23 protein-coding genes are annotated in these 26136 nt (G+C 67.2%); 10 read left to right on the top strand and 13 right to left on the bottom strand.

Translation table 11 applies throughout. The features are described 5' to 3' along the window. The first annotated feature begins 297 nt into the window (after positions 1 to 297). Genes pgaA through pgaD form a run of 4 tightly spaced genes read left to right on the top strand, consistent with a single transcriptional unit; the run spans position 298 to position 5938 of the window. On the top strand, positions 298 to 2325 hold the full coding sequence (gene pgaA, locus AC5P5V_RS10435; RefSeq protein WP_134968850.1) for a poly-beta-1,6 N-acetyl-D-glucosamine export porin PgaA: 2028 nt from the start codon (positions 298 to 300) through the stop codon (positions 2323 to 2325). A gap of 1 nt (position 2326) precedes the next feature. Further along, the gene (gene pgaB, locus AC5P5V_RS10430) at positions 2327 to 4213 is read left to right on the top strand and encodes a poly-beta-1,6-N-acetyl-D-glucosamine N-deacetylase PgaB (RefSeq protein WP_134968849.1); all 1887 of its coding nucleotides are present in this window, start codon (positions 2327 to 2329) and stop codon (positions 4211 to 4213) included. 1 nt (position 4214) lies between these two features. Next, a complete protein-coding gene (gene pgaC / locus AC5P5V_RS10425; RefSeq protein ID WP_061478032.1) occupies positions 4215 to 5471 on the top strand; it encodes a poly-beta-1,6-N-acetyl-D-glucosamine synthase in 1257 nt (418 codons plus the stop codon). Beyond that, positions 5468 to 5938, top strand: a complete 471-nt coding sequence (gene pgaD, locus AC5P5V_RS10420) for a poly-beta-1,6-N-acetyl-D-glucosamine biosynthesis protein PgaD (RefSeq protein ID WP_005417686.1) — start codon at positions 5468 to 5470, stop codon at positions 5936 to 5938. Before pgaC ends, pgaD begins: the two co-directional genes overlap by 4 nt. Before the next feature lie 113 nt (positions 5939 to 6051). Here pgaD and AC5P5V_RS10415 read toward each other — a convergent pair whose 3' ends face one another. From AC5P5V_RS10415 to AC5P5V_RS10365, 11 genes are all read right to left on the bottom strand, one after another. After that, positions 6052 to 7323 carry a glutamate-5-semialdehyde dehydrogenase gene (locus AC5P5V_RS10415; RefSeq protein WP_095378133.1) on the bottom strand — a complete coding sequence of 424 codons (1272 nt, stop codon included), beginning with the start codon at positions 7321 to 7323 and terminating at the stop codon, positions 6052 to 6054. After that, the gene (proB, locus tag AC5P5V_RS10410) at positions 7320 to 8477 is read right to left on the bottom strand and encodes a glutamate 5-kinase (RefSeq protein ID WP_231352212.1); all 1158 of its coding nucleotides are present in this window, start codon (positions 8475 to 8477) and stop codon (positions 7320 to 7322) included. The genes AC5P5V_RS10415 and proB overlap by 4 nt, the downstream gene beginning before the upstream one ends. Positions 8478 to 8488: 11 nt before the next feature. Further along, a complete protein-coding gene (locus tag AC5P5V_RS10405) occupies positions 8489 to 8752 on the bottom strand; it encodes a YciI family protein (RefSeq protein ID WP_061478035.1) in 264 nt (87 codons plus the stop codon). Further along, on the bottom strand, positions 8752 to 10047 hold the full coding sequence (gene argH / locus AC5P5V_RS10400; RefSeq protein WP_134969079.1) for an argininosuccinate lyase: 1296 nt from the start codon (positions 10045 to 10047) through the stop codon (positions 8752 to 8754). Before argH ends, AC5P5V_RS10405 begins: the two co-directional genes overlap by 1 nt. 20 nt (positions 10048 to 10067) lie before the next feature. Next, positions 10068 to 11021, bottom strand: a complete 954-nt coding sequence (argC, locus tag AC5P5V_RS10395) for an N-acetyl-gamma-glutamyl-phosphate reductase (RefSeq protein ID WP_061478037.1) — start codon at positions 11019 to 11021, stop codon at positions 10068 to 10070. Then, the gene (locus AC5P5V_RS10390) at positions 11018 to 11620 is read right to left on the bottom strand and encodes a GNAT family N-acetyltransferase (protein ID WP_134969078.1); all 603 of its coding nucleotides are present in this window, start codon (positions 11618 to 11620) and stop codon (positions 11018 to 11020) included. The genes argC and AC5P5V_RS10390 overlap by 4 nt, the downstream gene beginning before the upstream one ends. A 3-nt stretch (positions 11621 to 11623) precedes the next feature. Next, positions 11624 to 12952: an acetylglutamate kinase gene (locus AC5P5V_RS10385; protein WP_061478039.1), complete on the bottom strand. Its 1329-nt coding sequence runs from the start codon at positions 12950 to 12952 to the stop codon at positions 11624 to 11626. Between the two features lie 76 nt (positions 12953 to 13028). Next, a complete protein-coding gene (locus AC5P5V_RS10380) occupies positions 13029 to 14117 on the bottom strand; it encodes an acetylornithine deacetylase (protein ID WP_049412643.1) in 1089 nt (362 codons plus the stop codon). Between the two features lie 148 nt (positions 14118 to 14265). Next, positions 14266 to 15459: an argininosuccinate synthase gene (locus AC5P5V_RS10375; protein ID WP_108750132.1), complete on the bottom strand. Its 1194-nt coding sequence runs from the start codon at positions 15457 to 15459 to the stop codon at positions 14266 to 14268. 62 nt (positions 15460 to 15521) lie between these two features. Then, positions 15522 to 16532: an N-acetylornithine carbamoyltransferase gene (locus AC5P5V_RS10370; protein WP_134969077.1), complete on the bottom strand. Its 1011-nt coding sequence runs from the start codon at positions 16530 to 16532 to the stop codon at positions 15522 to 15524. Positions 16533 to 16850: 318 nt separating this feature from the next. Next, a complete protein-coding gene (locus tag AC5P5V_RS10365; protein WP_134969080.1) occupies positions 16851 to 17414 on the bottom strand; it encodes a glycine zipper 2TM domain-containing protein in 564 nt (187 codons plus the stop codon). 188 nt (positions 17415 to 17602) lie between these two features. Between AC5P5V_RS10365 and cysS the strand changes: the two genes are divergently transcribed. Genes cysS through AC5P5V_RS10350 form a run of 3 tightly spaced genes read left to right on the top strand, consistent with a single transcriptional unit; the run spans position 17603 to position 20729 of the window. After that, the gene (gene cysS / locus AC5P5V_RS10360; RefSeq protein ID WP_061478044.1) at positions 17603 to 18979 is read left to right on the top strand and encodes a cysteine--tRNA ligase; all 1377 of its coding nucleotides are present in this window, start codon (positions 17603 to 17605) and stop codon (positions 18977 to 18979) included. 53 nt (positions 18980 to 19032) lie between these two features. Further along, the gene (locus AC5P5V_RS10355; RefSeq protein WP_134969301.1) at positions 19033 to 19485 is read left to right on the top strand and encodes a SufE family protein; all 453 of its coding nucleotides are present in this window, start codon (positions 19033 to 19035) and stop codon (positions 19483 to 19485) included. After that, entirely contained in the window at positions 19482 to 20729 is a 1248-nt protein-coding gene (locus tag AC5P5V_RS10350; protein WP_072168398.1) for an MFS transporter, read from the top strand. Before AC5P5V_RS10355 ends, AC5P5V_RS10350 begins: the two co-directional genes overlap by 4 nt. 591 nt (positions 20730 to 21320) lie before the next feature. Here the strand turns inward: AC5P5V_RS10350 and dksA are convergent. Then, positions 21321 to 22547, bottom strand: a complete 1227-nt coding sequence (dksA, locus tag AC5P5V_RS10345) for an RNA polymerase-binding protein DksA (RefSeq protein WP_134969302.1) — start codon at positions 22545 to 22547, stop codon at positions 21321 to 21323. A gap of 272 nt (positions 22548 to 22819) precedes the next feature. Here dksA and yidD point away from each other — a divergent pair, with 272 nt between their 5' ends. The 3 genes from yidD to AC5P5V_RS10330 are packed head-to-tail and all read left to right on the top strand — an operon-like array spanning position 22820 to position 25270. Further along, the gene (gene yidD / locus AC5P5V_RS10340; RefSeq protein WP_014037867.1) at positions 22820 to 23074 is read left to right on the top strand and encodes a membrane protein insertion efficiency factor YidD; all 255 of its coding nucleotides are present in this window, start codon (positions 22820 to 22822) and stop codon (positions 23072 to 23074) included. 1 nt (position 23075) lies between these two features. Then, a complete protein-coding gene (locus AC5P5V_RS10335; protein WP_061478048.1) occupies positions 23076 to 24422 on the top strand; it encodes a dihydroorotase in 1347 nt (448 codons plus the stop codon). Then, the gene (locus AC5P5V_RS10330) at positions 24422 to 25270 is read left to right on the top strand and encodes a M23 family metallopeptidase (RefSeq protein WP_069139799.1); all 849 of its coding nucleotides are present in this window, start codon (positions 24422 to 24424) and stop codon (positions 25268 to 25270) included. The genes AC5P5V_RS10335 and AC5P5V_RS10330 overlap by 1 nt, the downstream gene beginning before the upstream one ends. Before the next feature lie 155 nt (positions 25271 to 25425). Here AC5P5V_RS10330 and AC5P5V_RS10325 read toward each other — a convergent pair whose 3' ends face one another. Beyond that, complete coding sequence (locus AC5P5V_RS10325) at positions 25426 to 26130, bottom strand: squalene/phytoene synthase family protein (protein ID WP_061478050.1); 705 nt, start codon at positions 26128 to 26130, stop codon at positions 25426 to 25428. Positions 26131 to 26136 lie beyond the last annotated feature (6 nt).

Raw genomic sequence — 26136 nt, 5'->3', positions numbered from 1 at the left:
CCGGGCAATCTTGACGCCGAACTGACAATTCCGGGCGGATAGTGCCCACGAATGCCCTTCCTTGCCGCGTGCCGGCATCGGGCATGGGGGCGGCAGCGCCGCCCAGGCCACCACTCGGTGTGCGGGGGACTCTCGTTTCAGACAAGACATTGCAGGTCGCTGTCCGGGTTGTATCCGTCTTCAATGGGCGGGAACGCACGAAGGGAGTGACGCGGGCCACGGCCACGCCAAATACTGGCATGTGATTTGCGTCACATTTTCACGGGTTGTCTGGTTCGGAAGCCAAGGGGGTCCCCAATGGTCGTCCACCGCCGGCTGGCGCTCTGCGTCGGCCTCGCATGCACCGCTCTGGCCTGGGCCAGCGGCGCCGCTCCGACCGACCGCGACGCGGCCCTGGCCGAGATCGGTCGCTACCGCGACCAGGCCCGCTGGCTGGATGCGCTCGGCGCAATCGAGCGCGCCAGCCAGCAGCAGCCCAACGACGATCTGCTGTTCAAGCTGCGCGTGCTGACCCTGGGCGACATCGGCAATGCCTGGCGCGCCTGGGAGCTGTACCAGCAGCGGCCGCAGCTGTTCGACGACGCCCAGAAGCAGCGCCTGGAAGGCGACTACCTGGCCAAACTCGTGGTCTGGAGCCTGGCCTACAGCAGCAGCGAGGACAGCCGCCTGGAAGAAGCCGAGTCGACCCTGGCGCGCATGCAGCGCTACGTCGGCGGCGAAGGCACCCCACCCTCGCAGGCCCCACTGCGCATCCGCATGGACCGGCTGATCCTGCTCAACCGGCTGGGCCGCCATGTACAGGTGCGTGAGGAAGCACGAGCCCTGCAGGCCGAAGGCCACACCCTGCCCGACTACGTGCTGCCTGCCGTGGGCGATTCGTTGATGGGCACCCTGCACCCGGAAGAAGCCATTCCGGTACTGCAGGCGGCCGTCGCTGGCGATCCGGCGCGCGACGCCTCGCATTCGGAACTGGCCTACGCCTACCTGGAAAGCGAGCAGCAGGAAAAGGCGATCGACCTGCTGCAGGCATGGCGCGACAAGGAGCCGGCGTGGCGCTGGAGCAATGGCAAATCACCGTACGCGAACTGGTCACGCTACGAGGCAGATCTCAACCTGGCAATGGTGCGCGCTTACAGCGGCGACCTGGTCACTGCGCAGCACGATCTGGAGTCGATGGTGGACATCGCGCCCGGCAACGGAGGCCTGCAGAGTGCGCTGGGCAGCGTCTACATGATGCGCGGCTGGCCACGCAGGGCACTGCAGCGACAGCAGATGGCACACGCGCTGGACCCGCGTGACATCGAACCGCGGCTGGGCATGGAAGAGGCCTACGTCGCCCTGCAGCGCGACGACCTGGCGCGGCCGCTGCACGATGACCTGGTCGCACGCTATCCCACCCAACCGGCTGTCGAACGCATGGACCAGGCCTGGCGTGCGCATCGCGGCTGGCAGCTGAAGGCATGGACCGACATCGGCCGCAGCTCCGGTGGCGGTGGCACCTCGCCACTGGGCAACAACGATCGCCACTACGGTGTGGAAGTGGAGACACCGATCCTTGATGACCGCTGGCGGTTGTTCGCCCTGGCCGACCGGCGCTCGACCGATTTCCAGGACCAGCGCATCGATCCCCTGTGGCTGGGTGCGGGCGTGCGCTACCGCTTCGGGCAGCTGGATGCGGAAGCGGCCGTCCTGCGCGCCAACGACCACATCGGCGATACCGGCCTGCGGACCGCCGTCGGCTGGCAGTTCAACGATTACTGGCACGCCGGCCTGGTGGCCGCGCGCAATGATCCGGAAGCCTCGATGCAGGCGCGCGCGGCCGGCATCACCGCCGACAGCGTGAGCGCACAGGTGGACTACCGGCGCAGCGAGCTCACCCACTGGACGTTCGGCGCCAGCCGCTTCCGCTATGACGATGGCAACCACCGCGAACTGTTCAGCACCCGCCTTGAACAGCGCCTGCTGACCCGCCCGCGCTGGCTGATCGATGGCCTCGCCAGTGCCTACACCAGTCGTGGCAGCCGCGACGATGCGCCCTACTTCAACCCGAAGCGCGACCGCATGATCGAGATCGGGCTGCGCATCGACCAGCAGCTGTGGCGGCACTACGAACGCCACTTCCGCCACCGGCTGACGGTCTCGCTGGGCGACTACTGGCAGGACGGCTTCGGCAGTGCGCTGGTGCCGTCGGTGTCGTACATGCACGAATGGCAGCTGGGCCCGGGCCGCGTGTTCGAGTACGGCGTGCGCTGGTCGCGGCCGGTCTACGACGGCCACCGCGAGCGACATATCGGCTTCGAAGCCGCACTGCGCTGGGGAGACTGACATGGCCTGCTTCCTGCGACTGATCGTGCTCCTGCTGCTGGCCATCACGCCACCGGCCTTGGCGCAGCAGGCCGCGCATCTCGATGCGATCGACAATGGCCTGCTGATCCTCAGCTACCACGACATCCGCGACCAGGTTGCGGCCAAGGGCGATGCCGATACCTATGCGGTGAGCACGCAGAACTTTGCCGCACACCTGGACTGGCTGGGCGCGCATGGCTATCACCCGGTCTCGCTGTCGCAGGTGATCGATGCCTCGCAGGGCCGGGCCACGCTGCCGCCCAAGCCTGTGCTGCTGACCTTCGATGACGGCCTGCGCAGCGTCTACGACAAGGCCTTCCCATTGCTGCAGGCCTACCGCTACCCGGCGCTGGTGGCGGTGATCACCGACTACGTGGACATGGCTCCGGGCCGCACCATCGACTACGGCTACCGTCCGTTCGGCCGCGATGACTTCGTCACCTGGGCGCAGCTGAAGCAGATGCACGACAGCGGCCTGATCGAAGTGGCCAGCCACACCGACGACCTGCACCACGGCGTGCTGGCCAATCCACAGGGCAATTCAACGCCCGCCGTGGTCACCCGCATCTACAGCCCGGCCACGCACAGGTACGAGACTGAAACGCAGTATGAGCAGCGCCTGCGCGCCGATCTCTCGCGCAGCGTGCAGCGCATCGAGCAGCACCTGGGCGTGCGCCCGCGCGCCATCGTCTGGCCATACGCCGCCTACAACCAGTTGAGCAACGACATCGCCGAACAGCTGGGCATGCCGGTGTCCTTCGATCTGGAGGGCCGCAGCACGCCGGTGGCCAGCGACCTGCATGGCCTGGCGCGCTTCCTGGTCAGCGACAATCCGACCGTGGAAGGGCTGGCCTACGAGCTGCGCCGCGATGTCGCGCTCGATGGCATCCGTGCCCTGCAGATCGACCTGGATGATGTCTACGACGCTGACCCGACGCAGCAGGCACGCAACCTCGATGCGCTGGTCGAACGGGTCAAGCGCATCGCGCCGACGCACGTCTACCTGCAGGCGTTCGCCGATCCGGACGGCAACAACACTGCCGATGCGCTGTACTTCCCCAACCGGCACATGCCGATGCGTGCGGACCTGTTCAGCCGCGTTGCCTGGCAGCTGAAATCCCGCGCCGGCGTGAAGGTCTACGCATGGCTGCCGGTGCTTGGCTTCGAGCTGCCCGACCCGGTGCAGCGCAAGGCGCTGGCGATCCGCAACGGCGATCCCGATGGCATGTACCGGTTGGACTTCACCAACCCGAAGGCCCGCCAGATCATGCTCGACATCTACGAGGACCTGGCGGTCAATTCCTACTTTGAAGGCCTGCTGTTCCATGACGACGGCTACCTGCGCGACACCGAGCTGCCGGCACTGGCAGCCGGCGGCGATGGCAGCGCGCGCACGCAGGCGCTGATCAGCTTCACCCTGGCGCTGCGCGACAGCGCGCAACGCTGGCGCCCGAAACTGGCCACCGTGCGCAACCTGTACGCTGAGCCGGTGCTCCGCCCGCAGAGCGAGGCCTGGTTCGCGCAGCGCCTGGACCTGTTCAACAAGGCCTATGACCAGACCGCGCTGATGGCGATGCCGTGGATGGAAGGCAGCCAGCACCCCGAGCGCTGGCTGGACCAGCTGCTGGCCGCAGTACGCGCACACGACCCGCAGCTGCAGCACACCCTGTTCGAGCTGCAGACCGTCGATTGGCGCAACGGGCAACCGATTCCCGCCGAGCGCCTGCGCGCACAGATCCGCCAGTTGCAGGCGCAGGGCGTGCACCACTTCGCCTGGTACCCGGACGATTTCATCGCCGACCAGCCCTCCACCCGCGATGCCCGCGCGGCGATGTCCGCCGGCACCTTCCCGTACCCGGAGAAGTGACATGGACATGCATCCGCTGCTGCAGGTCCTGTTCCAGTTCGCCTTCTACTACCCGATGGTGATGGCGTTCTTCTGGATGTCCGGCGGCCTCTACTACTACTACCGGCGCGAACGCCACTCGCGGCCACGCAACGATCCTCCATTGATGGTCGATCCCCCCTTCGCGAGCCTGCTGGTGCCTTGCCACAACGAGGCAGAGAACCTGGATGACACGCTCACTGCGGCGCTGGCCCAGCGTTACCCCGCCGACTACGAAGTGATCGCCATCGATGATGGCAGCAGCGATGACACCGGCGCGCGGCTGGATGTGCTGGCGGCAAGGCACCCACGGCTGCGCGTATTGCACCTGGACCGTAACCTGGGCAAGGCCAATGCGCTGCGCATGGGTGCACTGGCCGCTCGCTCGGAGTACCTGGTGTGCATCGACGGCGATGCAATGCTGGAGGAACATGCGCTGCACTGGATGGTCTGGCACCTGGTCAGCGGCAACCGGGTCGGTGCGGTCACCGGCAACCCGCGCATCCGCAACCGCTCCACCCTGCTCGGACGCCTGCAGGTGGCCGAGTTTTCCTCGATCATCGGCATGATCAAGCGCGCGCAGCGCGTATACGGGCGCATCTTCACCATCTCCGGGGTGATCGCCGGCTTCCGCCGTACCGCCCTGCACCAGGTGGGCTGGTGGTCGGATGACATGGTGACCGAGGACATCGACATCAGCTGGCGCCTGCAGCGCGCGCACTGGGACATCCGCTACGAACCCAATGCGCTGTGCTTCATCCTGATGCCGGAGACCCTCAAGGGCCTGTGGCGGCAGCGCCTGCGCTGGGCCCAGGGCGGCGTGGAGGTGATGCTGCGTCACGCGCGCTCGCTGCTGCACTGGAAAGAGCGGCGCATGTGGGGCGTGCTGCTGGAGTACGTGCTGAGCGTGATCTGGGCCTACACCATGTTGTTCATCGTGCTGCTGTGGGCACTGGGCAAGTTCATCGAGCTGCCGCCGCAGCTGCATATCGCCAGCCTGCTGCCGCAGTGGCATGGCGTGATCCTGGCGCTGGTCTGCCTGCTGCAGTTCGCCAGCAGCCTGATCATCGACCGGCGTTACGAAACACAGATTGGACGCAACTATTTCTGGGTCATCTGGTACCCGATGGCGTACTGGCTGATCAGCCTTTCCACCACCCTGGTGGCGCTGCCGAAGACACTGCTGCGCCGTCGCAGCAAGCGCGCCACCTGGACCAGCCCTGACCGGGGGATCCGATGAACGCGCAACGCCCGTCCAACCGCTTCGACTCACGGATGATCCGCAAGCCACACCGCCAGCCGCGCTTTCAGCGCACCGCCTGGGGATTCGTCACCCTGGCGTTCTGGGGCTTCTACTTCTACCTGTGGGCGCCCCTGGTGACCCTGTTCTCGTGGTTGGTTGGCGGCCAGCTGGCCTGGCAGCAGCTGTACGAACGGCAAAGCCAGTTCGATCCCTACGTGCTGGTGGCATTGCCGCTGATGCTGTTGTGCGCCAGCGTGCTGCTGATCGGTTGGGCCGAGTACAACCGTGCCCGCTTCCGTGGCCGCGAGCGTCGCCTGCCGCGGCCACTGGCCAGCCTCAACGAAGTGGCCGCCGATCTGGGTGCCAGCACCGGCCTGGCCGAACGCCTGATGGGCTGCAAGGCCGCCACGCTGCATATGGATGATCACGCACGCCCGGTCGGCATCCGCCGCGAGGTGGTGTAGCCCGACAACCCGGTGGGGTGCCGACCCTGGTCGGCGCTTGTGCCTGGTGGGTGCCGGCCTTGGTCGGCACCGGGGTCTGCCGCGAAGAACATCCACGCATGGCGTGGTTCCACTTATGTGCGCGTCTGCCCTTCGCCACGCACCACGAAGCGTTCGACGGTGAGCGCTTCCAGACCCATCGGGCCATAGGCATGCAGGCGCGTGGTGGAAATGCCGATTTCGCTGCCCAGGCCCAGCTGGCCACCATCGGAGAAGCGCGATGAGGCATTGACCATCACCACCGCCGAGCGCAGCGCAGTGACGAAGCGCTCGGCATGGCCGGCGTCTGCGGTCGCGATCACTTCGGTGTGATCGGAGGTATAGCGGCGGATGTGCGCGATGGCCGCATCGAGGTCGTCCACCACGCGCACGGCCAGCACAAGGTCGAGGAACTCGGCAGCGTAGTCCTCCTCGGTCGCCGCCGTGCTGCCCGGCAGCAGCGGCTGCGCCTGCGCATCGGCGCGCAGCTGCACGCCGCGCTCGCCGAGCGCCTGCGCCACGCGCGGCAGGAACGAATCGGCTACGTCACGGTGTACCAGCAGTGTCTCCAGCGAATTGCAGGCGGCTGGCCGGCTGCACTTGCCATCCACCAGCAGGTCGATGGCCTTGCCCAGGTCGGCGCTGGCATCCACGAACAGATGACAGACGCCCTTGTAGTGCTTGATCACCGGTACCCGCGCATGCTCGGCAACGAAACGGATCAGGCCTTCGCCACCGCGCGGAATCGCCAGGTCGATCAGCTCATGCAGCTGCAGCAGTTCCAGCATCGCCTCGCGGCGCAGGTCGGTGAGCACGGTCACGGCGGCCGGCGGTACGCCGTTGGCCTTCAACGCACCGGCGAGTGCCTGCGCGATCGCGGTGTTGGAGTGAATTGCCTCGGAACCACCACGCAGGATCACGCCGTTCCCCGCCTTCAGGCACAGCGCCGCGGCTTCGGCGGTCACGTTCGGGCGCGCCTCGTAGATCATCGCGATCACGCCCAGCGGCACGCGCACCTTCTGCACGCGGATGCCGTTCGGGCGCACGTCATCGCGGGTGACCTCGCCGACAGGATCTGGCAATCCGGCCACTTCGCGCACGGCTTCGGCCATCGCGAACAGGCGCGGCGGGTCCAGTGCCAGACGATCGAGCATGGCGCTGCCCACGCCCTTCTCGCGCGCGGCGGCGAGGTCACGTGCATTGCCGGCCAGGATCAGTCCGGCATTCACCTCCAGTGCCTGCGCCATCGCCAGCAGCAGCGTGCGTCGTGCCGCACTGTCCAGGCCGGCAACGATCTGCGCCGCATCACGGCAGGCACGCGCCTGCGCTTCGATCTCGCTCATCGGTGTGTCCTTCAATCCGGTCATGGCAGCACCAGGTCGTCGCGATGGACGACGCTGCCGCCGTAGTTGTAGCCGAGCACGGCCTGGATGTCGCGCGAATGGTGGCCGGCAATCCGGCGTACGTCGTCGGCAGCATACTGGCTGACGCCACGGGCCACGCAGACACGGCCCTGCGGCGCGTTCCAGCACACCTGTACCATATCGCCGCGGCGGAACACGCCCTCTGCACCGGTGATGCCACCGGGCAGCAGCGAGGCCCCCTTCTCGCGCATCGCCTGTGCCGCACCGGCATCGATGACGATCACGCCCTCGGCCAGCGGTGCATGCCGCAGCCAGTGCTTGCGGGCGGCCTCGCGGCTGCGTGCGGCATGGATGCGGGTGCCGAACAGGCGATCCTGCGCCAGCGCGCGCACCACGTCACCGCTGCGGCCATTGAACAGATAGGTTTCGATGCCCAGGCGCCCGGCCTTCGCCGCCGCCTCCAGCTTGGTGCGCATGCCGCCGGTACCGGCGCGCGAGCCGGCGCCGCCCGCCATCGCCAGCACCTCGTCACCCAGCTCCGGCACGTCGTGCAACGGCTGCGCATCGGCCACGGTGCGCGGGTCGGCGCTGTACAGGCCATCGATATCGGTAGCGATGAACAGCGCATCGGCGTCGACCAGCGCCGCCACGGTGGCAGCCAGGTTGTCGTTGTCGCCGAGCTTGAGCTCATCCACCGACACGGTGTCGTTCTCGTTGACCACCGGCAATGCGCCCAGGCGCAACAGTTCACTCAACGTGGCGCGTGCATTGAGGTAGCGGCGGCGGTTGCGCAGGTCGTCGTGGGTCAGCAGCACCTGCGCCACCGGGCGCTCGAAGAAGCGCTGCCAGAGCCCGATCAGCTGGGCCTGGCCGAGCGCGGCCAGGGCCTGCCTCGCCGCCATCGCCGCGCCAGGCTCATCGGCCCGAGGCAGGATTGCGCGCCCGGCAGCGACCGCGCCGGAAGACACGATCACCACCTCGCGCCCGGCCAGGACATTGGCCGAGACGAACTGCGCCAGGCCCAGCGCGTGGCGTGGCGACAGGCCGCCGCCATCGGCTGCCAGCAGACTGCTGCCAACCTTGAGCACCGCACGCCGCCACGGCGGCAGCGCTTGTTCGGGGAACGGCGAGGCGACATGGGCAGCGTGCTGGATCATCGGTCAGACTCTCAGCGGGTGTTCCATTCGTGCACGGTCAGGTCGGAGGCCTGCATCGTCACCAGCGGATCGGTGGCGACGATGGCCTGCGCCTGCGCCAGGCTGTCCACGTTGCACAGCACGTAGGCGCCACCGCTGCCATCGGCGAAGCCACCGGTCAGCTGCAGCTTGCCCTGCGCCTGCAACGCATCGAGGAAATCGCGATGCGGCTGCACCGCTGCATCGTTGAAGTCCGGCCGGCGCATCGCCAGAACCAGGTAGACAGTGCCCGCCATCAGGACAGCGCCTGCCAGCGCGCGCGCAGTTCGTCCAGGCGCAGGTCGGCGGCCGAGCCCGGCGATACACGCGCGGCCAGGCTGCCTTCCGGCGTGCGTCCCTGCCCTGCGCTGTCGGCACCGGCCGCAGCCGCCTTGTAGGCCTCGCGGAACGGCACACCGGCCACGGCCGCTTCCACCGCCACGTCGGTGGCATACATGCCCGAATCGATCGCTGCGCGCAGCCTGTCGTCGCGCCATTCCAGGTTGGCCAGCAATGCCGGCAGCAGCTCCAGCGCGGCCAGGCCACGGCCGAAGCCGTGGAAGATGGCACCCTTGGACGACTGCAGGTCGCGGTGATAACCCGAAGGCAGCGACAGCAGCTGCTCGATCTCGGTGCGCGCAGCGGCGACGCTGGCGTGGGTGGCGCGCATCAGCTCGATCACATCCGGATTGCGCTTGTTGGGCATGATCGAACTGCCGGTGGTGTACTGCGCCGGCAGCGCGACGAAGCCGAACTCGGCGCTGGTGAACAGTGACAGGTCCCACGCAATGCGGCGCAGGTCCAGCGTGGCGCCACCGAGCGCTTCCAGTGCAGCCAGCTCGAACTTGCCACGCGACAGCTGCGCGTAGATCGGCGAGACCTGCATGCGCGCGAAACCGAGCGCGGCGGTGGTGTGCTCGCGGTCCAGCGGCAGGTTCACGCCGTAGCCGGCGGCGGTGCCGAGCGGATTGGCATCAACCAGCGCATGGGTGTCACGGGCGCGGATGGCGTTGTCGATGAAGGCCTCGGCCCAGCCCGCCCACCACATGCCGGCCGAGGACACCACGGCACGCTGGATGTGGGTGTAGCCGGGAATCGGCAGGTCCTTCTCTGCCTGCGCGCGGTCCAGCGCGACCTTTGCCACTTCGGTGCTGAGCTGGGCAACGCGCTGCAGCTTCTCCTTCAGCCACAGGCGGGTGGCGACGAGGATCTGGTCGTTGCGGCTGCGGCCGGTGTGGATCTTGCGACCCGCATCACCAAGGCGTTCGGTCAGGCGCGCTTCGATCGCCGAGTGGCCATCCTCGTACTGCGTATCCAGCACGAAGCGGCCTTCGCGGAAGTCCTGCGCCAGGATCTCCAGTTCGCGCAGAAGTCCGGCAAGCTCGTCGGCGCTGAGGATGCCGATGTGCTGCAGGCCCTGCGCATGCGCGGCGCTGGCAGCGATGTCATGCAGGAAGAACTCGCGGTCGAGGATCACGTCGTCGCCGGCGAGGAAGGTCTGGATCTGGGCGTCGACGGCGACGCCGGGCTTCTGCCAAAGAAGGTCTGCCATGGGGGCTCCGGAATGCGTGTTCAGTGCGGGATCGACGTCAGTTCGTCGATGCCCAGCGCGAGGTTGAGGTTCTGCATGGCCTGGGTGGCCGCGCCCTTCAGCAGGTTGTCCAGCGTCGCCACCACCACCACGCGCTTGCCGCCCGGCGCGAGCGTGAAGCCACCGACCTGGGCACCGTGGCGGCCGGCGATGCGGCTGACCCACGGCGCTTCATCCACCACCTCGATCAGCGGTTCGCCCGCATAGGCCTGCTGGAAGCGCTCGACGATCTGCTCACGGGTCTGCACGCGGTTCAGCCACAGGTTGGCGGTCAGCGTGATGCCCCGGAAGTGCGGCGCGACGTGCGGCATGAATTCCACGGCCACGCCCAGCTGCACCGACACCTCGCGCTCGTGCACGTGGTTGGTCAGCGCGTACGGCATCAGGTTGTCGGCCAGCAGTTCGACGTTGTTCTTGTCCGACGGCGTGGTACCGGCACCGGAGTAGCCGGAGACACCGAAGCACTGCGGTGGGCCGGCCAGCAGGTCCAGCAGCGGATGCACCGCCAGCTGCATCGCCGTGGCATAGCAGCCCGGGTTGCTGATGTGCTTCTGGCCGTTGTAGCGGCCGCGGGTCAGCTCCGGCAGGCCGTAGTACCAGCTGTTGTCGAAACGGTAGTCGGCCGAGAGATCGACGATGACGGTGTCCGCCTTCGCCGCTTCCAATGCGGCCACGAACGGCGCGGCCAGGCCGTTGGGCAGGGCCAGGATCACCGCGTCCACGCCCTTGGCCGCCACCGCATCGGCGTCCAGGTTTTCGTACTGCAGCTCGCCCTGGAATTCCGGGTGGTGGTCGGACAGGCGCTGCCCGGCGCGCTCGCGCGAAGAGACGAAAGCCAGCTTCAGCCGCGGGTGGGTGGCCACCAGCTTGATCAGCTCGGCGCCGGTATGGCCGCGGGCACCGACGATGCCCAGGGTAAAAGTCGAATCGTTCATGCGTGACTGTCCAGGCGGTACTGCAGGTGGCGCTTCACGCCCTGCCATTCCGCATCGATGATGGAGAAGATGACGGTGTCGCGCGGCGTGCCGTCGGCGTGCCGCCTGTGGTTGCGCAGCACGCCATCCTGCTTGGCGCCGAGGCGGGCGATGGCGGTGCGCGAGGTGACGTTGAACCAGCTGGTTTCCAGCACCACGCTGATGCAGCCCATGGACTCGAAGGCGTGCTGCAGCAGCAACAGCTTGGCCTCGGTGTTGGCGCCGGTGCGCTGCACGCGCGGCGTGTACCAGGTGTAGCCGAGGCTGAGCTTGGGCACGCTGGCATCCATGTCGTAGAAGCGCGTGCTGCCGATGATGTCACCGGCGGCGTCGCGGATCACGAACGGCAGCACCTTGCCTTCGGCATGCGCCTGCAGCGCGGCCTGCACATAGTGCTCGACCTGCTGCGGTGACGGCACCTGGGTGTACCAGAGCTGGTCCAGGCCGCTGCCTTCGAGGGCAGCGCGCAGGCCGGGGACATGCCCAAGCTGCAGCGGCTGCAGCGCCACGTGCTGGCCGCGCAGGGTAGGCACCGTGTTCCACACGTCAGGAGGACTCATCGCTCACCCCAGCAGGCTCGGCGCGCGCTGGGCGCAGTGGTCGACGTAGGTCTTGATCCGGTCGATGCCATCGGCGCCGAACCAGAACACTTTCCAATGGTCCTGCTTGTAGCAGCCATCGGACTCGGCGTAGTAGAAGTGGTTGATCGGGTTGCCGTGGCGCGAGCGCCAGAACAGCTGCGGGGTCTCCTCCAGCATCACGTTCCAGACCGCGCGGCCCAGGCCTTCGCCCTGCGCGTCGTCGAGCACGGCGAACTTGTCCAGGTACACGCCTTCGGCCTCGTCGGTGAGGATCACCGCAGTGCGGTAGTTCTCGCTGACATAGGCACGCAGCAGCCTGGTCTTTTCGAAGTAGTCCGGCACCAGGGTGCGGCCGAAACTGGATTCGATCAGACCCTTCAGCCGTGGCAGGTCGAGCTCGCTCCAGGCGGTGGCGCGCAGCACTTTCTCACCCTTGCGCACCAGCGTGCCCGAGCCCTTGTGGGTGAACAGTTCCTTGGCCAGGTCGGCCGGACGCGTGATCGACACCGACGACTCCAGCGGCAGGCGGTCGAGCAGGTCCTTGATCTGTTCGATCTTCACCTTCATGCCGCCGTGGATCCACGGCTGCGCGATGAGGTGGTCGTACTCGGTGGACAGGTTGATCGAATCGATCACGTTGCCCGCCTCGTCCAGCAGGCCACCGGTGCCGGTCAGGAAGATGATCTTGTACGGCTGCAGCTCCTGCACCAGCTCGTTGGCGGCGAAGTCGGCGTTGACGTTGAGGATCTGGCCACCGGCAGTTTCACCCAGGCTGGTGATGACCGGGATCGAGCCAGCACGCAGGCTGGCCTCGATCGGTGCCAGGTTGACCTTCTTCACTTCGCCGACCAGGCCGTAGGTGTCCACGTCCAGGTACTCGGCCTCGAACACGCCACCGGTGATCGAGGTGGCGCGTGCGCCGTTCTGCTGCAGCGCCTCGACCAGGCGCAGGTTGGACTGCTGGAACACCCGGCGCACGATCGCCAGTGCTTCCGGCGAAGTCACGCGCAGGCCGTTCACGGTCTGCTTCTCGATGCCGGCCGCCGACAGCTCGGCATCCAGCTGCGGGCCGGCGCCGTGCAGCACGATCGGGGTCAGCCCGACTTCCTGCAGGAACGACAGCGAAGAGGTCAGCGCGTCGAGATCGTCGCGCAGCACCGCGCCGCCGACCTTGACCACGGCGAAGCGCTTGGCGTCCAGCTGCGAGAAACGCTTGAGGTACTGGCTGATCTCCTTCGCGCTGGCCATGCTGGAAAGCAGGCGCACGATGGTCTGGCGGGTCTGGCGGTGGGGCTGGAGGGCAGGAGACATTTCGGTTTCGTCACAGGCGGCGGTCGCCGCGTTGCAGTTCCGCCACGCCCGGGGCATGGCGGCGTTGTGGGGTCGATCAGGCGCCGGCGGCGATGATCCGGTGCACGGCGTGGGTATAGCGCTGCAACTGGTCCAGCGTCACGAACTCATCCGCGGTGTGGGCCTGGGCGATGTCACCCGGGCCGAATACCAGTGTGGTGTAGCCAGCGGCCGAGAACAGCGACGCCTCGGTCCAGAAATCCACGGCATTGCCGATCGGCAGCTCCAGCGCATCGGCCACGTCGCGCGCCAGCAGGCGGCGGTTCTCGGCCTCGGCGATGTCACCGGCGGGCAGGCTGGGACCGCGGAACGTCTCGGTGAACACGGCGGCTTCCGGCTCGGCGAAACCGGCGAAGGTCGCCAGCAGGCCATCGATGTCCATCGACGGCAGCGGGCGGAACCCGAAGCGCACCTCGGCAGCCGGTGCGATCATGTTGGCCTTGATACCGCCTTCGACGCGACCGATGTTGAAGCGCAGACCGGTCAGTCCACCGAAGCGCGCCGAGGCCAGCGATTCCACATGATCCAGCGCGCGATTGCCCCAGCGCATGGCCTGGTGCAATGCGCTGGCAGCCGCATCCTGCTTGCCCGACGCATGGCCGGCACGGCCGGCGAACTGCATCAGCACCGAGCTGATGCCACGATGCGCCAGCACCGCTTCGCTCATGGTCGGTTCGGCCACGAGTACGGCTTCATACGGCAGGCCACGGGCCAGGAACGCGGCGATGCAGCGCGGGTCGTTGGCTTCTTCGTCGCTGGAGAACAGGAACGCGGCATCGCCATCGCTGGCGTTGGCCGCCGCCACCAGCGCAGCGGCGGCGCCCTTGATGTCACACACGCCCAGGCCGACCACGCGGTCGTCCAGGCGGCGCATCACATGCGGATCGGCACTCCAGTGCGGCGAGTCCGGTACGGTATCCAAGTGCACGTTGAACAGGTACTTCGGCGTCCCACGCACGGCGTACAGGCTGACCGCACCGGCGCCATGGTCGATCACCTCGACGTTGAAGCCGGGCAGGTTCGCGCGCAGGTAATCGAAGATGCCACCGGTGGTGATCGCACGCGGCGGGTTGCGGGTGTCGAAGGACACCAGGGCCTGCAGGTGATCGAGCGTCTGTTCAAGCATGAAACAAAGATCCTGTGGAATTCCGCCGGGCATGGCCCGGCGCTACCGTGATGCGTCTGGTGGAGAGCCCCCTTCTTGTTGAAGGGGGCGCGCCAACGGCGCAGGGTTAAGGTGGAATGCGCGGGAGACGCGCGCGCAATTCAATCGCTCAGCGATTGACTTGCGCGTAAAGCGTCGAACTCATGCCGAACAGCTTGATGAAGCCTTCAGCCTCTTCCACGCCCCAGTCGGCCGACTGTGCGTAGGTGGCGCCCTTGGTGTTGAGCAGGTGCGGCGACTTCACCGCCACCGCGTCGACGCGGCCACCGCGGGTTTCCAGCACCACTTCGCCGTTGACCTTGGCCTGCGAGGACTTCAGGAAGGCTTCGATGTCGGTCTTCAGCGGGTCGTGGTAGAAGCCTTCGTACACCAGCTCCACCCACTTGCGTGCCACGTCCGGCTTGAAGCGGTTCTGCTGCTTGGTCAGCACGGCATCTTCCAGCGCGCGGTGCGCGGCCAGCAGCGAAACCAGGCCCGGGGCCTCGAACACGATGCGGCCCTTCAGGCCGATCACGGTGTCGCCGGTGTAGACGCCGCGGCCAACGCCGTACGGGGCAAACAGCTTGTTGAGCTGGGCCAGGATCTGGTCGCCCGGCAGCGCCTTGCCGTTCAGTTCGACGGCTTCGCCTTCAACGAACTTCAGGGTCACGGTCAGCGCCTGTTCCGGCCACTCGCTGCGCGGCGAGCACCAGCCACGCGCACCTTCGCCCGGGGCTTCCCAACGGTCGATCTCGCCGCCGGACATGGTCACGCCCAGCAGGTTCTCGTTGATGGTGTAGGCCTGCTGCTTGGCGCGCACGCCGAAGCCGCGCTCTTCCAGGTACTTCTGCTCGTAGGCGCGGGTCTGGGTGTGTTCCTTCTGGATCTCGCGGATCGGCGCGATGATCTGGTAGTCGCCCAGTGCCTTCACGGCCAGGTCGAAGCGGACCTGGTCGTTGCCCATGCCGGTGCAGCCGTGGGCGATGATGTTGGTACCCAGCTCGGCAGCACGCTTCAGCGCGGCATCGACGATCAGGTAGCGGTCCGAGACCAGCAGCGGGTACTGGCCCTGGTAGCCTTCGCCGGCCCACACGAACGGCTTGACGAAGCCTTCCCAGATGGCCGGGCCACCATTGACGGTGACATGGCTGGTCACGCCCAGCTCGGCGGCACGCTTCTCGATGAAATCGCGCTCTTCATCATCCACGCCGCCGGTGTCGGCGAACACGGTGTGCACGTTGTAGCCACGCTCCTGCAGGTAGGGCACGCAGAAGCTGGTATCCAGGCCGCCGGAGAAGGCGAGAACGACGTCTTTGTTGCTCATGGGGAGGGTATGTCCTGGTAGCGCCGGGCCGTGCCCGGCAGAAATGATTGAATCGGAAAAAATCAGCGCCCGGCAACGGCGGCCATGATCGCCTTCTGCACGTGCAGGCGGTTCTCGGCTTCGTTGATGGCGATGCACTGCGGCGAATCCATCACCGCATCGGTGGCTTTCACGTTGCGGCGCAGCGGCAGGCAGTGGCTGAACACCCCGTTATTGGTCAGCGCCATCTTCCGCTCGTCCACGATGAAGTGCTTGAACTGGTCGCGGATCGGCTTTTCCGGTTCCCAGTTGCCGAAGAACGGCAGCGCACCCCAGCTCTTGGCGTAGACCACGTCGGCGCCGGCGTAGGCGCTGTCGATGTCATGGCTGATCTTCAGCGAACCGCCGCTCTCGGCCACGTTCTGCTCGGCCCAGCCCATGTAGCGCTCGTCGAGGACGTAGTCGGCGGTCGGGCACAGCAGGGTCACGTCCATGCCCATGCGGGTGGCGATGGTCAGCGCCGAGTTGGCCACGGCGGTGTTCAGCGGCTTGGGGTGGTAGGTCCAGGTCAGCACGTACTTCTTGCCGCGCAGGTCCTGGGTGCCGAAGTGCTCCTGCAGCGCCATGATGTGGGCCAGCTCCTGGCACGGATGGGTGATGGTCTCCATGTTGATGACCGGCACCGGCGAGTACTTGGCGAAGCTGTTGAGGACGATGTCCTGGCGGTCGTAGGCCCAGTCGATGAACTTGGGGAACGCGCGCACGGCGATGATGTCGCAGTAACGGCCCAGCACCTTGGCCACCTCAGCGATGTGCTCTTCGGTATCGCCGTCCATCACCGTGCCGAGGTTGAACTCGATCGGCCACGCATCCTTGCCCGGCTGCAGCACCACCGCGTGGGCACCGAGCTGGAATGCGCCCAGTTCGAAGCTGGTGCGGGTACGCATGGACGGGTTGAAGAACACCAGCGCGATCGACTTGCCCTTGAGCTGGTCGCCGAGCTTGTTGCGCTTGAACAGCGCGGCCTGGGTCAGCAGCGCGTCGAGATCGCTGCGGCTCCAGTCCTGGGTGTTCAGGAAGTGCTTGGGGGACATCATCTTTCCTTGCGTGGCGGCGCCGGGTTCGACGCGGTGGAAGGGAAAACAGGAAGCAAAGGTGAAACGAAAAGGTTGCAGTTGCAGCTTTCAGAACGCGGAAACGAAAAAACCCAGCCGGCGGGCTGGGTTTTTTTCGGACGAACAGCAAAAAGCTCCGGTTACCCAGCGAGAATGTGGGGTTCCGGTCGACGCGCACGCGAGGTCATGCCCGACGCCTGTCGGGCTGCGCTGCTGTCGTGCTGGAAGTCGGTGAGCTTCATGGCCGAATATCTTTGCATGCGGCCGTGACCGGCGCAAGGGGCCGGGGTCGCAGAATCAGGGATTGCCGGCGGCGCCCTGCTCCGGACCCACCCAGGGGGTGATCGACACCCGGATCTTGAGCCGGTTGCCCGGGTCTTCCGGCAGCCGCGACCGATACTTGGTGCCCTTGTAGACGTAATCCACGTCGTAGGCGATGGGCCGGCGGAATTCACGCCCCACCGGAACGATGCGGCAGTCGCGGGTCAGCATCGGACCGGTGTTGGCAGGCGCCGGGGCCGGCGTTTCGGGGCCGGCCTCTTCGGAGGGCTCCTCGTCGCTGCGCTTGAACATCGAGCGCACCGAATCCCAGAAGCGGCTGATCCGGCCCTTGTCCTCGACCGGCTCCTCGCCGGTCACGTTCACCGGGGCCAGCGTCCGTGTCGACACCGGCTCGCAGTGCTCCTCGGTGCGGGTCGCGCGCAGGGTCTGGAACACCGGCTCGACGTTCAGCACCTGGGCGTAGTCGAACTTCACGTTCTCCACGATCACCACCCGGTTGCGGGGCTCGGCCTCCTGGGCCAGCACCACGGCGGGCAGCGCCGACAGGCAGGCCAGGGTCAGCAACGCGGTGGATTTCATTGGCGACGGGAGCAAGGACACGGCAATAGTGTAGGCAGTGGCGAGCGCAAGGGGCTGAACATTACCCGTCCACGCCGCTCCTGCCCACCCCACCCTGGACGGACCCGGCGTCCACCGGTGGCAGCCAGTGCCCCCAAAGGGGGCCGACACGTTCTAAAATCACAGGCTTGTCCCCCAGCCACAGCCCCATGACCCTGCGCCTGCACAACAACCTGACTCGCCAGCTCGAACCGTTCACTCCGCTCGACCCGGCCTGTCCGACCCTGTATGTGTGCGGCCCCACGGTCTACAACTACGTGCACATCGGCAACGCCCGTGGCCCGGTGGTGTTCGGGGTGCTGGCCGATCTGCTGCGGCGCCGTTTCGGCGCGCTGCGCTACGCCCGCAACATCACCGACGTGGACGACAAGATCAACACCGCCGCGCGCGAGCAGGGCGTGCCGATCAGCACCATCACCGGCAAGTTCGCCGCCGCCTACCGTGAAGACATGGCCGCGCTGGGCGTGGTGCCGCCGGACATCGAGCCGGAGGTGACCGCGCACATGCCGCAGATCATCACCATGATCGAGCAGCTGATCGCCAATGGTCATGCCTACGCCGCCGAGGGTCACGTACTGTTCGCGGTGGCCAGCTTCGACGGCTACGGCAAGCTCTCGCGCCGTGACCCGGAAGAAATGCTGGCCGGTGCCCGTGTCGACGTGGCCCCGTACAAGCGCGACCCGGGTGATTTCGTGCTGTGGAAGCCGTCCAGCGACGACCTGCCCGGCTGGGAATCGCCGTGGGGCCGGGGTCGTCCGGGCTGGCATATCGAATGCTCGGCGATGGCCGCAGCCCACCTGGGCGAGACCATCGACATCCACGCCGGCGGCGTCGACCTGCAGTTCCCGCACCACGAGAACGAGATCGCGCAGAGCGAATGCGCCCACGGCGGCAAGATCTTCGCCCGCTTCTGGCTGCACAACGGCATGCTCAACTTCGGCGGCGCCAAGATGAGCAAGTCGCTGGGCAACATCGAGCGCGTACACGACCTGGTCCGCCAGCATCCGCCGGAGGCGCTGCGCCTGGCCCTGCTGTCGGCCCACTACCGGCAGCCGCTGGACTGGTCTGATGCGCTGATCGAACAATCGGTGCGCACCCTGGACCGCCTATACGGCACCCTGCGCGAGCTGGCGTCGATCGAGGCCACGGCAGTGATCCCCGCCAGCGTCGAAGCGACCCTGGACGACGATCTCAACACACCCCAGGCGCTGGCCGAAGTGGCCCGCATCGCCGCCGACGCGCGTCGTGCCACCGACCCGGCCGAACAGGCGCGCCTGAAGGGCGAACTGCTCGGTGCGGGCCTGGTGCTGGGCCTGCTGCAGGCCGACCCGGCGCAGTGGTTCGGCACCGCAGCGGGCGACGAGGACGACGATGCCCGCGTCCAGGGCCTGATCGACGAGCGCGCCGCGGCCAAGAAGGCACGCGACTTCGCCCGTGCCGACGCCATCCGCGACCAGCTGGCCGCCGAAGGCATCGTGCTGGATGACACCCCGCAGGGCGTTCGCTGGTCGCGCAAGCGCAGCTGACCTGCCCTGCCCCGTGGCCGGTCCGCCGGCCACGCCCCACCGTAGAGACTGTTGTGACCGACTCCCCGTTCCCGCTTGAACCCACCGCCGCCGAGGCCCAGGCCGCCATCGCCGAGGAATTCGGCTTCTTCGGCGACTGGTCCGAGCGCTACCAGTACCTGATCGACCTCGGCCGCAAGCTGCCGCCCTTCCCGGAAGAATGGAAGACCGAAGAGCATCGCCTGCTCGGCTGCCAGTCGATGGTCTGGATCGTGCCCGAGGGCAACGCGCAGTCGCTGTGCTTCCATGCCATCAGCGATTCGGCGATTGTCTCCGGCCTGATCTTCCTGGCGCTGCGCGTGTACTCCGGGCGCTCGGCGCAGGAGATCCTGGACACCGAGCCGAGCTACATCCAGGACATCGGCCTGGCCCGCCACCTCTCGCCCACCCGCAGCAATGGGGTGGCGGCGATGCTGGCCTTCATCCGTGAGACGGCGCAGGCGCAGCTGCAGCGCGACCCGCCGTGAGCGAACCCGCCACAGCCGAAGACAGTGCACTGGGCCTGCTGTCCCGCCCCGGTTTCGCCAGGCTGCTGGCCTACCGCATCTTCGCGATGCTGTCCTACCAGGTGGTCGCGGTCACTGTCGGCTGGCACATCTACGAAGTCACCCGCAATCCGTTCTCGCTGGGCCTGATCGGCCTGGCCGAGGTCGTGCCGTTCTTCTGCGTGGCTCCGTTCGCCGGTTACCTGGTGGATCACCTGCCTCGCCGTCGGCTGGGCATGGTCGCCTGTTGCGGGCTGATCGCCACTGCACTGGTGTTGACCAGCGTAGCCATGGGCTGGCTGCCGATTGACGGCGTGTGGCCGATCTATGCGGCCATCGCGCTGACCGGCATGGTCCGCGCCTTCCTGTCGCCGATCTACAACGCCTTGTTCGCCCGCGTGCTGGCCCGTGACCAGTTTGCCCGTGGCGCCGGCCTGGGCGCGGTGGTGTTCCAGGCCGGCATGATCGCCGGCCCGGCACTGGGTGGCGTGCTGGTCGGCTTCGGTGGCAAGGGTCTGTCCTACGCGGTGGCTACGGCCTTTGCGCTGGTGGCGATGGCCTGCCTGGCCACATTGAAGGTGGAAGAACCGGTGCATACCGGTCCGGCCGCACCGATCTTCAAGAGCATCGCCGAAGGCGCGCGCTTCGTGGTCGGCAACCGGATCATGGTCGGCGCGATGGCGCTGGACATGTTCTCGGTGCTGCTGGGCGGCGTGGTAGCGATGCTGCCGGCGTTCCTGCACGAGATCCTGCACCACGGCCCGGAAGGCCTGGGCATCCTGCGCGCGATGCCGGCGCTGGGCTCGGTGTGCGTGGGCCTGTGGCTGGCGCGCCACCCGCTGCAGCGCAATGCCGGCCGCGTCCTGCTGTTCGCGGTGGCCGGCTTCGGCCTGTGCGTGATCAGCTTCGGGTTGTCGCAGCATTTCTGGCTGTCGGCGCTGATCCTGCTGTTCTACGGCGCGTTCGATGGCGTCTCGGTGGTGATCCGCTCGACCATCCTGCAGTTGGCTACGCCGGAAGAAATGCGCGGTCGCGTATCGTCGATCAACGGCATCTTCATCAGTTCGTCCAACGAGCTGGGCGCGTTCTATGCCGGCACGATGGCGAAGCTGCTCGGCCTGGTGCCGGCGGTGGTGCTGGGCGGATTCGCGGTGCTGAGCGTGGCCGGGATCACCGCGTGGAAGAACCCGACATTGCGGAAATTGAATCTTCGCGACCTGCAGTGAACCTGTAGAGCCGAGCCCATGCTCGGCTGCGTATTTCCGTGCGCCCACGCAGCGGTTGCGCCGGGCCGCGCCCGGCGGGCTTCTTCCGCGACCGCGGCGGGGTGTACCTTTCTTTGCTCGTGCAAAGAAAGTAACCAAAGAAACGCTCCGCCATCCGCGAGCCGGCGCTGCGCGCCGGTGCCCTGTGCTCCTCGGTGAATCAGGGGACGGCGCCGAACTCGCTGCGCTCAAACAGCGGCGCCTCTTCGCCCCTGACTCCCCTGCGGTGCTCGGCTCGCTACAAGGCGGACCCAACAGCCGCGAGCGCACGCATGACCGCTCCTGTCGGCCTGAGCCGAGCGTGGGCTCGGCTCTACATCGGCCGCGCACGCAGGAAACCGTCGAGAGCCTGCGGGTGGGTCCGGGCAGGACCGTCCGCGGCATGGATGCCGCGGCCGAGCTTACAGGGATGTACTTGCAGCGTGTCCTGCCCGGACCCACCCGCAGGCTCACGCCGATACCCGCAAGGCGCCGCTCTACGCAACCAACACGAACCCAACAAAAAACCCGGCCGAAGCCGGGTTTTTCGCATGACCAGACAACGAACTGGAATCAGTCGCCCTGCTGCTTCTGCAGGTGCTCCCAACGCTCCTGGGCGTCGATGGTGCGCTCTGCGGTGAGGCGCGCTTCCAGGCGCTCCAGGCCGATTTCTTCGCCGGTGTCGACGCAGTAGCCGTAGTCGCCTGCTTCCAGGCGCTTCAGGGTGCTGTCGATCTTGCCGATCAGCTTGCGGTAGCGGTCGCGGGTACGCAGTTCCAGCGAGTTCTCGGTCTCGCGGGTCGCACGCTCGGCTTCGTCGCCGATGTCACGCACTTCCTCGCGCAGGTTCTCGATGGTCTGCTTGGACTCTTCCACCAGGTCCGCGCGCCAGTTCTGCAGGCGCTGGCGGAAATACTCCTGCTGCAGCGGGCTCATGTATTCCTCTTCCGAGGACGGCTTGTAGCCAGCCGGTAGGATCGGGCGGCCAGTGGCCTCGTCGGTCTTGTACTCGACCACCTTGTACTTGCTGCGCGGGGCCGGTGCTGCCGAGCGGGCGGCGACGGCCACGGCAACCTTGCCGACAGGGCGCGACGCGGTCTTCGGGGCGGAATCGGATTTCACGGCGGTTTTGGCAGGCGATTTCGAAACGGGCACGGGATTCTTGGATTGCGGGGCCTTCGAAGCGACAGGAGCGGCGGCCGGGGCCGGCGTTGAGGCCGGTTGGGCTGCCGCCACTGCCACGGTCTTGGCCGGGACAGGCTTGGCCGGAGCCGGCTTGGCAGCAGGCTTCGGTGCGGACTTCACTACTGGGGCCGGGGTCGGCTTTACGGCCGGCGCGGCAACGTTCTTGGCAACCTTCTTTACAGCGGCAGGCGTGGCGGCCGGTTTAGCCGCAGCGACCTTCTTTGCTACGGGCTTGGCGACCGGCTTGGCTGCAGCCTTCTTCACCACCGCCTTCGGCGCCGGTTTGGCGGCTGCCTTCTTGACCACCGGCTTGGCGGCGGCCTTCTTCACCGGCGCGACCTTGCTGACGGTCTTCTTCACCGGCGCCTTCTTGCTGGCGGCGGCTGGCTTGGCCTTGGCGGGCGCAGCGGCCTTCTTCGCCACCGGCTTGGTTGCCTTGACCGGCGTTTTCTTTGCGGTGGCCTTCCTGGCCGCCGGTTGCGAGGACGCTGCCTTGGTCGCCGGCTTGCTGGCCGGCTTCTTGGCAACGGGCTTTGCCGCCAACTTCTTCACAACAGGCTTGGCGGTTTTCTTGGCGGCCGTTGCGGCCTTCTTTGCAGTTTTTTTAGCAGCCACGAAACGCTCTTCCTTGGATTTCCCGGGGCCCGGGAAAGCGGGCCTTTATAGCCTACCCGACCCGCAGCAGCAACCTTGGCACCCTGCTCCATTCAGTCCTGGAGCCAAGGCGCCCTGGAGGGCAGTCCGACGAACACGGACCGCCTTGCGCGGTACGGAACCTGGCCAGCACCCGACGGTGCTGGTACCGGTCGCAGGCCATCGGCGACATGCGACCAACGCCCCATCCTGCACAAATGCGTCCTTCATGCCAACTGGCATAAGATGACTGGGTGATCTCGCGCCTGCTCATTGCCCTGCTGCGCTTCTACAAGCGCTTCATCAGCCCCCTGCTGGGGCCGCGCTGCCGTTTCGTGCCGAGCTGTTCTGAATACGCGATGGACGCCATCTCGCGGCACGGCCCGCTGCGCGGCAGCTGGTTGGCTGCGCGCCGGCTGGGCCGCTGCCACCCGTTCCATCCCGGCGGCTTCGATCCCGTGCCCGAGTCCCCCAACGCCCCCTCTTGCCGTTGCACAGGAAAACACTGACATGTCCTCCACCCTCATCACCAACGCCCGCATGGTCAACGAAGGCCGCACCTTCGATGGTGACCTGCGCATCGAGAACGGCCGCATCGCGCAGATCGGCAGTGGGCTGGCGCCGCGCGACGGCGAGCAGGTGGTGGACGCGGCCGGGCGCTGGCTGCTGCCCGGCATGATCGATGACCAGGTGCACTTCCGCGAACCGGGCCTGACCCACAAGGGCGACATCGCCAGCGAATCGGCGGCCGCCGTGGCCGGTGGCCTGACCAGCTTCATGGACATGCCCAACACCAACCCGCCGACGCTGGATTCAACCATCCTGGAAGCCAAGTACGAGCTCGCGCGCGGCCGCGCCTGGGCCAACTACGGTTTCTACCACGGTGCCAGCAATGACAACCTGGACGCGATCCGTGCCCTGGACCCGAAGAAGGCCCCGGGCGTGAAGGTGTTCATGGGTGCTTCGACCGGCAACATGCTGGTCGACAACCCGGAAACGCTGGACGCGATCTTCCGCGAATGCCCGACCCCGATCATCACGCACTGCGAAGACACGCCGATGATCGATGCCAACCTCAAGGCCTTCCAGGAAAAGTACGGCGATGCGCTGACCCCGGACATGCACCCGGACATCCGTTCGCGCGAAGCCTGCATCAAGTCGACCCGCCTGGCAATGTCGCTGGCACGCAAGCACGGCACCCGCCTGCACGTACTGCACATCTCCACCGCCGATGAGCTGGCGCTGTTCGAGAAGGGCCCGCTGATCCGCGCCGATGGCAGCCGCAAGCAGATCACCGCCGAAACCTGCGTGCACTTCCTGCACTTCGCGCGCCCGGACTACGCGACCAAGGGCAACCTGATCAAGTGCAACCCGGCGATCAAGGAAGTGTCCGACCGCGAGGCAATCACCGCTGCCTTGGCCGATGACGTGCTGGACGTGCTGGCCACCGACCACGCGCCGCACACCTGGGAAGAGAAGCAGAAGCCCTACGCGCAGGCGCCGTCGGGCCTGCCGCTGGTGCAGTACGCGCTGGTGGCCGCGCTGGAGCGGGTGCACGAAGGCAAGCTGACCCGCGAGCAGGTGGTGCAGAAATTCGCACATGCGCCGGCGCAGCTGTTCGACGTGGAAGAACGCGGCTTCCTGCGCGAAGGCTACTTTGCCGACCTGGTGCTGGTGGAGGACGTGCCGTTCACCGTCAAGCGCGAGGACGTGCTGTCCAAGTGCGGCTGGTCGCCGTTCGAAGGCACCACTTTCCGCTCGCGCATCGCCTCCACCTGGGTCAACGGCCAGCTGGTGTGGGACGGCAGCAAGCTGGTGGGTGAGCCCGCCGGCCAGCGCATGACCTACGACCGCTGATGCGTTCGGCACTGATGATCGGGGCGCTGCTGCTGGCCGCGCCCCTGTTTTCCTCTTCCCCTGCGCAGGCGCAGGATGGCATCGGCAGCCTGATCGACAGCCGCGTGGTGTTCCCGGCCAGTGCCTCGCAGGGCGCGCTGGTGATCGGCAAGGTGCCCGCAGGCAGTCGTGTGCAGTACGCCGGCCGCCAGCTGCGGGTGAGCGGCTACGGCAGCGTGGTGTTCGGCATCGGCCGCGACGAGAAGGGTCCGCTGCGCGTACAGGTGCAGCGCCCCGATGGTAGCAGCGAGACAGCCACCATTGCGGTAACGCCGCGCGACTGGCCCACCGAGCGGGTGAACGGCGTGCCGCCGAAGACGGTCAACCCGCCGCCGGCGATTGCCGAGCGGATCAAGCGCGAACAGGCGCAGGTGACCGCCGCACGTGCCCGCGATGACGACCGCACCGACTTCACCCAGACCTTCATCTGGCCGGTACAGGGCCGCATCAGCGGCCGCTTCGGCAATGCGCGCGTCTACAACGGGCAGCCGGGGGCCGGCCATTCCGGCATGGACATCGCGGTGCCGACCGGCACCCCGGTGAAGGCGCCGGCGGCCGGCATCGTGACCTTCGCTGGGCCGGACCTGTACCTGACCGGTGGCACGCTGCTGCTCGACCACGGCTTCGGGGTCAGTTCCAATTTCCTGCACCTTTCGCGCATCGACGTAAAAGTTGGCGACCGTGTGGAGCAGGGCCAGGTGATCGCTGCCGTCGGCGCCACCGGCCGTGCCACCGGCCCGCACCTGCACTGGGGCATGAACTGGTTCGACACCCGCATCGATCCGTTGCTGGTGCTGGAGCGGAAGTAACGCCCATCGCCCGGTGCGGTGGTGAGCCGCTGTTGTAGAGCCGAGCCCACGCTCGGCTGTCGCGCAGAGATGAGCCGAGCATGGGCTCGGCTGTACAGACAGCATTCAATCAACCGCGCGAGGTAGCGCCGGGCCATGCCCGGCGGAGCGCGGGATCAACCGCGCGCTGCCCACCACACGCGCAGCAACGTGCGCACCGGGGTGGCTTCGATTGGCTTGCCTGCGGCCTGCGCGGCAACGCGGGCGCGCGCCAGGCTCGACCACACGCGCCGCGGGCGCGGGCCCGGCACGCGGCTGCCCCATCCTTTCAGCAGGTACTGGGCCCAGCGCTGCGCGGCCGTGCTGGAATCCTCATCCAACAGGCTGCGCGGCACACCGGCTACGCCGGCATCCTGCAGGCGCTGGGCCAGCGTCTGCAGCTGCACCGCACGACCGGCGCCGGTGCGCGGCTTGTCGGCAAACAAGGCCGCTTCCACTGCGGCCACGGCCTCGGCGTAATTGGCCAGCGCACGCTCGGCACCGGCTGCATCCAACGCAACGGTACGCGCTTCAACGAGGTCCGGCAGCGCTTCGGCCAGTTGCACCCACGGCGCACGCACCGGCTCCAGCAGACGGCCCAGTGGATGGCGCGAACGATGCCCTGCCCAGCTGCGCAGTTCCTCTCCCCACCACGCCAGCTTGGCATCGGCCGGCAGCGGATCGCCGCTGGTGTTGAGCATGTCGTCAAACTCCTGCAGCAGTGCAAACCACGCCACTGCGAGCTCGCGTTGCGGTTCGGCCACGAACGGAGCGGCCACCGACCATTCCGGCCAACGGCTGCGCCACTTGTCGAGGAAACTGTCCAGCGCGGTACTGCTCACTACGGG

This window comes from Stenotrophomonas sp. YJH_SMC_130, from assembly GCF_059369035.1.
The sequence above is the reverse complement of the archived record's forward strand: the minus strand, read 5'-3'. Positions and strand labels throughout refer to the sequence as shown.